Genomic DNA, 9,506 nt, shown 5'->3' with positions numbered 1-9,506 from the left:
GTCTCTCAGTTGGAAATAGATACGGTTGTTGAACAACTCAACAACCGTCCCAGAAAGTGTTTAGGATACAAAACACCAAATGAGGTGTTTTGGAATAAGAACGTTGCACTTACGAGTTGAATGTATGATATAAAAAAACCCCGCAGTGCGAGGTTTTTTCTGAAAACAAGAGCGATTATGCTTTTGCAGCTTGATATAGTTCTGAAACTTTGTTCCAGTTGACGACGTCCCACCACGCTTGCATGTAAGCTGGGCGTAGGTTTTGGTAACGCAGGTAATAAGCATGTTCCCAAACATCCAGACCTAAAATAGGCGTTCCTTTCACTTCTGCAATGTCCATTAACGGGTTGTCTTGGTTTGGCGTTGAAGAGATTTGCAGTTTGCCGTCGGCAGAAACGGTTAACCATGCCCAACCTGAGCCGAATTGTGTTGCACCGGCTGTATTGAATTTTTCTTTCATCGCATCAAGGCTACCGAAAGTGGCGTTGATGTCATTTTCTAATGCACCCGTTGGAGCGCCCATGCTGTCACCTGTCATCACTTCCCAGAAGAAAGAATGGTTCCAGTGTCCACCACCATTGTTACGCACAGCAGGAGAAATAGACCCTGCATTCGCAATCAAATCTTCCAAAGACTTATCGGCATTTTCCGTGTCTGCAATGGCATCGTTTAGTTTGGTTACATAAGTGTTATGGTGTTTTGTATGGTGAATTTCCATCGTGCGAGCATCGATAGAAACTTCCAGTGCATCATAATCGTAAGGTAAATCAGGAAGAGTAAAAGCCATATTGCATTTCCTTTTTGTGTAATTGAATTGAACGTCCATTTTAACGACAAACAACGAATTATCAATACCCGACCGAAATAATCGGGTATTCATTTTAAAACAGCTTGCCGAACTTTGCTTGGATTCGTTTAAAAAATGTTATCAAGATGTTCCGGCGGTGGCGGCATGTCACCCATTTTTTCAATTTCCGAAGACGGCATTTGCATGAAGTAGCCTTTGGTTTCGAGGGCTTTCTTTACTTCTTCGGCGTCTACGCGTGCCAGCTTACGTTTTTCCGTCAGATCAAAATCAATGACATGTTGTGGTTCTCCGAACATGACTAACAGTTCATCGGATAATTTGTCCAAACCATCTTCTTTAGGCACAAATAAATAGAGTTCGTCTTTTTTTGCACTTTTATAGGCTGAAACCAATAAAGCCATAATGTCTTCCTTTTAAATTTGAGATGGGAAGTATTTTATCAAATTGAGACCAAACACTTTAAGGAGAATCTTCGGCAATTTCTTGACCTTGTGACCGATTTTCTTTATTCTTACGGGCTGTTTAAATTCCAATCAAATAAAAGCGGGAAGGGTTATGACGGGCAATAAAGTAGTTGTATTAGGCGGAACGGGGTTTATTGGTCGTTCGGTTGTCAATGAGTTGTCAAAAAGTGGCTATGAGATTTCGGTCGTTGTACGTCGCCCAGAAAGATTTCGTGACTATATGTTGTACAAAAACACGAAATTGGTTCAAATCGATAGTTTGCTAGACTCAGAAGGGCTGAAAAAAGCTTTTATGGGAACGGATGTTGTGGTGAACCTAACCGCTGATCTGACCGCGAAAACAGAAGCGGTTTCGGAAAAAGACATTGTTGCGGTCAATCAACAAATTAAGAAAGCGGTTGAGTCAGCGGGCATCAAGCGGGTTGTGGCCTTGTCTCAAATTGGTGCCGATGCCAATAATGCGCGTAACAACTGGTTGTATAACTTAGGCGAGTCCGATGCCATCATGCATACGATTTCTTGTGCTCAAGTGACGATTCTAAGAGCCGGATTATTGTTGGGCGAGGGAGATGAAGTGGCGACTCGATTTAAAAATCAGTTGAACCTGTTCCCTGTACTTCCGGTGGCCAATGCCAGTGTTGCGGTTCAGCCATTGTCCGTGAAAGATTTTGCAAAAGCGTTGGTGCTAAGCATTAAAGACACGACGTTATTCGGTAAGAAAATCGAAGTGGTGGGTGAAGAGCGCATGGTGTTGAAAGACTTGGCGAGTCTGATCAGAGACATGATGCAAAAAGACGATGCCTTGGTGATTCCAATGTGTTCTTTGAATGCAAAATTCATGAGTTTTTTAAATGCATTTGCGCCAATTCGTTCGGTCTCTAAAGTGCAGTTAAGTCTTTTAAAATCCGATTTGATTTCAGATCAAGATTTTTCAAGTCGTTTTGGGTTTGTGCCAATGAGTGTGGAACAAACGTTGGCCAGTTATGTGTTGCCGACCAATATACGAGAGCGTTACAATTTCTATCGACAGGAAGCCGGTCGAAATGAAGATGAATTGGTTTAATTTTGAACCCGTTACTCGATTAAAAGCCGTCATATGACGGCTTTTTTAGTTTATGATGGCCGAAAAAGCAAAAAGACGTTTTAAGGTGAAATGATGAAAACCTATCTTGTTGGCGGGGCAGTGCGAGATGCCTTATTGAATATTCCGGTGTATGACCATGACTGGGTTGTGGTGGGGGCGACGTCGCACGATATGCTGGAACAAGGGTTTTCACAAGTCGGGAAAGATTTCCCGGTGTTTTTGCACCCTAAGACAAAAGAAGAATATGCTTTGGCGCGCACAGAGCGAAAGAGTGGTCAGGGGTATCATGGTTTTGAGGTCTCTTTTGACCCAACGGTTACGTTGGAAGACGATCTCATTCGCCGTGACTTGACCATCAATGCGATGGCGCAAGATGCCGAGGGGCAAGTCGTTGACCCTTATGGTGGTCAGCAGGACTTGGCGGATAAGGTGTTGCGTCATGTTTCTGAGGCCTTCGCTGAAGACCCTTTACGGGTGCTGAGAGTGGCGCGTTTTGCCGCTAAACTGTCGGCCTTTGGGTTTACGCTGGCACCGGAAACGACCGCTTTAATGAAGTCGATGTCGGCGTCTGGCGAATTGTCGGCCTTAACACCTGAACGTGTTTGGCAGGAAGTGGTGAAGGCACTCAATACGCAAACCCCCAGTGTCTTCTTTGAGGTGTTGGATCACGTCAATGCGTTGTCGATTTTGTTTCCCGCGTTAGACGCTTTAAAGGGGGTTCAGCAACCTGAAAAACATCACCCGGAAGGCGATGCTTGGGTGCATACAATGATGGTTTTAGATGCGTCGGCCGCTTTGTCGAATGATGTGTCTGTACGGTTTGCGGCTTTGGTGCATGATTTAGGAAAAGGCTTGACCCCTAAAGCGCTTTGGCCAAAACATCATGGCCATGAAAAAGCAGGCGTTCCTCTGGTTACTGATCTTTGTCAGCAGTATCGTGTGCCGAAGAAAACGCAGATTTTTGCGGAAAAAGTAACGGAATATCATGGTTTGATTCATCGTGGATTGGATTCGGAAGGCCGCCCACATCTTAAAACGGCGACCTTTTTAAAGGTTTTGTCCGCTTGTCAGGCGTTTAAAGAGATGGCTCAATTTGAATCTTTATTGATTGCGTGTGAAGCGGATGCCCGAGGACGGCTTGGTTTTGAAAGTCGTCCTTATCCTCAAAAGGATTTTTGGTTAGAATTGGCTAAGCGAGCAAATGCCGTCGATAATCAAGCTATTTTGGCGACTGGGGTAAAAGGCGCTGAGATTGGTGAAGCGATAGTGCAGGAAAGAATGCGTTTGATTGATGCGTTCACCAAGCAGTATTCAGGTGTTAAGAGCGTTTAAATTTAGCCAGGCCTGGTTATTATTTTAAGCGTTAATGAGTGTGTAGCAGAAAGGAAATCGTTTGAAATTGTTAAGATTAACGCGCATTGCGACGTATGCTTCTGTCATGGTGGCGCTGACATTATTGGTTGTTAAAGCATATGCCTGGTGGGAAACCCGTTCGGTAGGTGTGCTGGCATCATTACTGGATTCAGGACTGGATTTAGTGGCCTCGATTATGATTTTATTTGCGGTGCGTTTAGCGCAAGTTCCGGCAGATAATGAGCACCGTTTGGGGCATGGAAAAGCAGAGCCGTTAGCTTCGTTGGCGCAAAGTGTCTTTATTGTCGGGTCGGCTTTGTATTTGATTTTGCATGCTATTGATCGCCTGCTGTTTCCTCAAGCCATTCAGACACCGGAAATCGGGATTTGGGTCATGTTGTTTTCAATGTTGCTGACGCTTGCATTGGTCGGGTTTCAACGTTATGTCATTCGTCGCACTGGCTCAACAGCGATTACATCGGATAGTTTGCACTATGTCTCGGATTTAGGCGCTAACTCTGCCGTTTTGATTGGGTTGTTGTTGGTTTCCTGGCTTTGGGTGGATGCTTTATTAGGGCTGTTAATAGGTATATGGATTGCTTGGCAAGCCTTAAAATTAGCCTATGTTTCATCCAATCAACTATTAGATCATGAATTACCAAATGATATGCGAAAGCAAATTCAAACAATTGTGTTAAGTCATTCTGATGTTCGAGGGTTCAATGATTTGAGAACTTTCCGCTCCGGGCCGACGATTTTTATCCAGCTGGATTTGGAATTGGATGATGACATTAGTCTGGTAGAAGCGCATGCTATTTCTGAAGAAGTGACCGCTCGCTTGTTAAAGCAATTCGATAATGCGGATGTGTTGATTCATCAAGAACCGGTCAGTCTGCGAGACGATCCAGATCATCACCAATGGAAAGGGAAGCCCAATTCATCGTTGTAAGTGATTGTTCAGGTTTTTGTCAGCATAACTTGCTATTATCTTGAGTTGTGTCTGATAAAATGAACAATTAAGCGTTTTCTAATCCTTATCGTGGGCAATTCGCAAGCAACAGAAACTGGAGTAAGGTGGTTGTTTTGAGGGGTGCCGTTCATAATTAAACAGTTTAAATTAAGTAGGTAACAATGGCTTTAACTGGCTTTAAAAATCGTTTGAAAGCAGCGATGGTGCCTTTGCTGATTTTAGCGGGCGTGATTGGCATTTTTGTTTTTTTAAAAGCGACCAAACCGACCCAGCCACCTGTAGAGATTCAACAAAAGGTTTGGCCTATTCAGGCGATGACCGTTCAAGTACAGTCCTTATCCCGTGTTCAAACCCTTTATGGCAAAGTCGAGTCCTTCCGGCTAGTGGAAGTGTCTGCTCCTGTTACTGGGATTGTGGCTGAGTTTCCGGTCAAGGCAGGAGATGATTTTCAGAAAGGGATGAAGTTAGTCGCTTTGGCAGACTCTGACTTAGATCTTCCGTATCAAATAGCAAAAGCCGATGTCGCAGATACTCAGGCGCAGTTGAATCTTGAAAAGTTAGCTTATGATGCAAACCAAAAACGTTTGGAGTTTGAGAAAAAAGTCTTAGCGCTTAAAGAGAAAGATGTTGACCGTAACGCCAAGCTGTTAAAAAAAGATTTGGCCTCCAAGTCGGTGTTGGATAAATCAAAAGAAGCACTGGTTCGCCAACAATATGTGGTGGTGGGAGCCAAGCTGTCTGTACAGGAACATAAGGTCAAGGTTTCACAGCTGCAAGCTCGGTTGAAAAAGTCCCAAGCCAATTATGAGCAGGCCAAAATTAACTTGGAGCGAGGGCGTGTCATTGCACCTTATGATGGTCGGGTTGCTCAGGTATCAGTGGCACAAGGCAATCGCGTCAATGCAGGGACTAAATTATTAAGTTATTACGCGTTAGATAGCTTGGAGTTGCGCGCTAAAATTCCTGCTGAGCAGTTGAAGAGCGTATACGAAGGGCTGCAATCGGGTGAAACCTTATCTGCTCAGTTGGAAATGAATAATCAACAATTTGAGTTACCGCTAAAACGGTTAGCGGGGGAAGCTGAAACCAGTGGTGTGGATGCATTTTTTGCATTGCCGGATGCGTTGAAGATTCTTCGCCCGGGCGAATTACTGCAGGTTGATTTCTATGGTGAGCATTTAAAAGATGTTTTTGCCGTGCCTTATTCGGCATTGTATGGCGCAGACCGTATTTATGTGATTGAACAGGGTGTCTTACAGGTTAAACATGTTAAAAACCTGGGAGAAACCCGTATCAATGGTCAGTCGATGGTGCTTTTACGAGGCGAGATTGCTGAAGGTGCGCAGGTGATGACGACGCATTTGCCAAATGCGATTAGCGGGTTAAAAGTATCGGTGATGGAGTAATTGAATGTCAGACCATGATGAACTCTTTCGACCGGAAGCGCACAGTCAAGACTTTCCTGGTTATCATCCTCATGAAGGCCAATTTAAATCCCGCGGATTTATTGGGATGTTCGCACGCCACAAGGTTGCTCCGAATTTATTGATGATGATTATGATTTTGGCAGGGGTTGTCGCGCTGCTGAAATTGAATGTGCAGTTTTTCCCCAATTTTGATCTGGACTATGCCACGGTGAAAGTGGTGTGGCCTGGCGCGAATGCGGAAGACGTTGAAACGTCTATTACCGAGCCGGTTGAACGCGTTCTGCGTAACCTTGATAATTTAGATGAAATGACTTCAACCTCTTCTTTAGGGGCTTCGATGGTGACCCTGAAATTTGAAGAGGGCACGAATATGATCGAGGCACTGGATCAAGTGAATCAGCGGGTCGGAGAGCTCCGGAATCTGCCGCAAGATTCTGAAAAGCCTATCATTGAGCGGGTTGTTCGTTATGAACCGATTGCTCGTTTGTTGTTGATTAGCGATCACGGCTCAGTTGAAGAGATGCGCCCCATTGCACGTCGTTTTGAGCGAGATCTGTTGGATGCCGGGATTGATAAGGTTGAATTTAAGGGGTTACCGTTAGAAGAAATGGCTTTGGAAGTGCCTCAATCGAAGTTGGAGCATTATCAGCTAACCTTGGAAGATATCGCCAATAAAGTGGCTGGTATGAGTCGTGATTTACCCGCTGGGTCAGTGGGTGATGATCAAAGCGTGAGAGATATCCGAGCCATTCAGCAAGGGCGCAGTGAAAGCGATTTTGAACAGCTTACAGTGTTGGTGTCGGATACGGAAAAAGTGCGTTTGGGAGATATTGCCCATGTCGAGCGCCGGGCCAAAAAGGACTCTCCGTTATTAGACGTGGATGGTCATCCCGCTATTGAGATGCGGTTGATGCGCTCTGAGTCGGGAGATACTTTAAAGTCCTCCAAAATCATGCAGGAATGGTTGGCTAAAACAGAACCGACCTTGCCAAAAGGCATGCATTTTCAAGTCTATGACGAAACCTGGTCTTTAGTAAATCAACGGATTATGTTGCTGGTGAATAACGGGGTGGGCGGCTTGATTCTGGTTGTCTTGATTTTATATATTTTTATGAATGGTCGGGTGGCTTTTTGGGTGGCTGTCGGGATTCCAGTTTCCTTTATGGCGACTTTGATGATTATGTATTTGGCCGGTGGCAGTATCAATATGGTCAGCCTGTTCGGCTTGATCATGGCGCTGGGGATTATTGTCGATGATGCCATCGTAGTGGGTGAAGATGCTTTGGCGCATCATGAAATGGGTGAGCCCGCCTTGCAAGCTGCAGAAGGGGGCGCGCACAGAATGCTTGCACCTGTCACTGCTTCGTCTATTACGACGGTTGGTGCTTTTTTGCCGTTAATGATGATTGGGGCAGAAATGGGGAATATTTTGTTTGCGATTCCTCTTGTTATTATTTCGGTGATTTTCGCTTCCTTGATTGAAAGTTTTGTCATTCTGCCCGGGCATTTACGCCATGCTTTGAAAAAGGTCAAGCCGGCTGAATCCGGATCACTTCGTTATCGACTGGATAACGCGATTGATCACTGGCGTAATGTGCAATTCAGAAGCATTATTAAATGGGCTTTGTCGCACCGAGCCATTACGATTACCTCTACCGTGGCGATGATGATTTTTGTGGTTGGTTTATTGGCGGGGGGGCGTATGGCTTTTGTATTTTTCCCTTCACCTGAATCGACAAAATTATCAGCCGATGCACGATTTGTTGCTGGAACACCAACCGAAGTCAGTTCAAAGTATGTAGATCACTTATATCAGGCGTTATTGGAAACGGAAAAAGAATTAGAACCAGGCATTGTCAAAGTTGCGGTGGTGCACTATAACGAAACATCAAAACAGCAAGGCGCAAACTTCAGCGGGATTAATATTGAGTTGGCGGAGCCGGATGAACGTGAAACACGTAATGATGAATTTATCCGGGTTTGGCAGAAAAAGGCTGGCGTGGTTCCCGGCTTGGATGTATTGACAATTGAGGCGCCTAGAATGGGGCCGCCTGGTAGTGATATTGATGTTCGTTTATGGGGTGCGGAGCCTAGAAAACTCAAGCAAGCCGCGTTAGATTTACAGCAAGTGTTGTCTCAAATTCCTGGGGTTTCGGGGGTGCGAGATGATTTGCCTTTTGGTCGAGATCAAATGGTGTATCAATTAACACCGGAAGGGCAAGCTCTCGGGTTAACGTATGCCTCTTTAGGCCAGCAGTTGTCAGACGCTTTTTCAGGCCGGTTGGTGCAAATTTTTACCGATGGGGAAGATGAAGTCGAAGTGCGGGTTCAGTTCCCAAGATCCGAGCAAGCGACGCTGGCGAGTATTGATAAGATGAAAATAGAGACGCCTTCGGGGGATCGTGTCGCATTAAGCTCAGTTGCCTCTTGGACAACTCAACGAGGATTTGATGTGATGCGTCATGTTGATGGGCGTTTAGCGGTGACGGTTTTAGGCGAAGTCGATAAAAGTGTGAACAATGCTAACCGAATTTTAAGCCAGCTTGAAGAAACGACGTTAAAATCGCTTTCGGAAACCTATGGGTTGCGCTATTCATTAGAAGGACAAAATGCTCAGCAGGCGGAAACGATGGCGGATATGAAAATCGGTTTGTTGATTGGTCTGTCGATTATTTACATCGTTTTGGCTTGGGTGTTTGCTTCTTATACTTGGCCGATTGTCGTGATGATGGCGATTCCTTTTGGCTTGATAGGGGCGATTCTCGGTCATTGGTGGCTGGGGATAGATATGACGATTTTATCGTTGTTCGGTTTCTTCGGTTTAGCGGGGATTGTAGTGAATGACTCAATTATTTTAGTGAGTTTTTATAAACGCTTACGTGAAGAAGGGATGGCCGTGAATCAAGCGCTTGAAGAAGCTTCTGTTCAGCGTGTTAGAGCAGTATTGCTGACATCATTGACCACTATAGCAGGGTTGACGCCTTTATTATTTGAGACCTCTTTACAAGCTCAGTTCTTGATTCCGATGGCGGTTTCAATTGCCTTTGGGTTGGCTTTTTCGACCATGTTGATTTTGTTGGTTATTCCCGCCGCCTTGTCAGTCTATGAAAACTGGTTGGAGAAACGACAAGCAACGAAAATTGTTTAAGTCGTTTTCTGCCAAATGTAAAAAAAGCCTTTTCTTTCATTGAACGAGCAATACCCAATTAAAGTTAGGTGAATTAAATCTTGTTGCCTGGCAAAGGTGAAGTTGCACTGTATTATTCTATTTCTCTGTTAATTTTTGTTGAATGATTTTGATAAAAAGATCTTTAATTTCATAAGGCTGTCATCTTTACTGAATAAGCTGGGTTGAGAGAAATAAGGCAGGGGTTTGAGAGGAAAAATTAACCTAATTCAA

The 9,506-nt window shown here is 44.6% G+C and carries 7 protein-coding genes; 5 read left to right on the top strand and 2 right to left on the bottom strand.

Translation table 11 applies throughout. From position 1 onward, the window contains the following. Nucleotides 1–175: 175 nt before the first annotated feature. Together P8629_RS03975 and P8629_RS03970 are read right to left on the bottom strand one after the other, a co-directional pair. Nucleotides 176–787 (bottom strand): superoxide dismutase, encoded by a 612-nt coding sequence (locus tag P8629_RS03975; protein WP_278164669.1) that lies wholly within the window; start codon nt 785–787, stop codon nt 176–178. Between the two features lie 128 nt (nt 788–915). Further along, nucleotides 916–1,209 carry a YcgL domain-containing protein gene (locus P8629_RS03970; protein WP_278164668.1) on the bottom strand — a complete coding sequence of 98 codons (294 nt, stop codon included), beginning with the start codon at nt 1,207–1,209 and terminating at the stop codon, nt 916–918. Between the two features lie 154 nt (nt 1,210–1,363). Between P8629_RS03970 and P8629_RS03965 the strand changes: the two genes are divergently transcribed. The 5 genes from P8629_RS03965 (at nt 1,364) to P8629_RS03945 (ending at nt 9,254) form a co-directional block, all read left to right on the top strand. Then, complete coding sequence (locus tag P8629_RS03965) at nt 1,364–2,335, top strand: NAD(P)H-binding protein (RefSeq protein WP_278164667.1); 972 nt, start codon at nt 1,364–1,366, stop codon at nt 2,333–2,335. Nucleotides 2,336–2,428: 93 nt separating this feature from the next. Further along, on the top strand, nt 2,429–3,688 hold the full coding sequence (locus P8629_RS03960) for a multifunctional CCA addition/repair protein (protein ID WP_278164665.1): 1,260 nt from the start codon (nt 2,429–2,431) through the stop codon (nt 3,686–3,688). A 61-nt stretch (nt 3,689–3,749) separates the two neighbouring features. Further along, entirely contained in the window at nt 3,750–4,658 is a 909-nt protein-coding gene (locus tag P8629_RS03955) for a cation diffusion facilitator family transporter (protein WP_278164662.1), read from the top strand. Nucleotides 4,659–4,840: 182 nt separating this feature from the next. After that, nucleotides 4,841–6,085, top strand: coding sequence for an efflux RND transporter periplasmic adaptor subunit (locus tag P8629_RS03950; RefSeq protein ID WP_278164661.1), 1,245 nt, complete (start codon nt 4,841–4,843; stop codon nt 6,083–6,085). Between the two features lie 4 nt (nt 6,086–6,089). Continuing rightward, nucleotides 6,090–9,254 (top strand): efflux RND transporter permease subunit, encoded by a 3,165-nt coding sequence (locus P8629_RS03945; RefSeq protein ID WP_278164659.1) that lies wholly within the window; start codon nt 6,090–6,092, stop codon nt 9,252–9,254. Nucleotides 9,255–9,506: the final 252 nt, after the last annotated feature.

The sequence above is a fragment of the Hydrogenovibrio sp. 3SP14C1 genome (assembly GCF_029625905.1).
Lineage (GTDB): Bacteria > Pseudomonadota > Gammaproteobacteria > Thiomicrospirales > Thiomicrospiraceae > Hydrogenovibrio.
The sequence above is the reverse complement of the archived record's forward strand: the minus strand, read 5'-3'. Positions and strand labels throughout refer to the sequence as shown.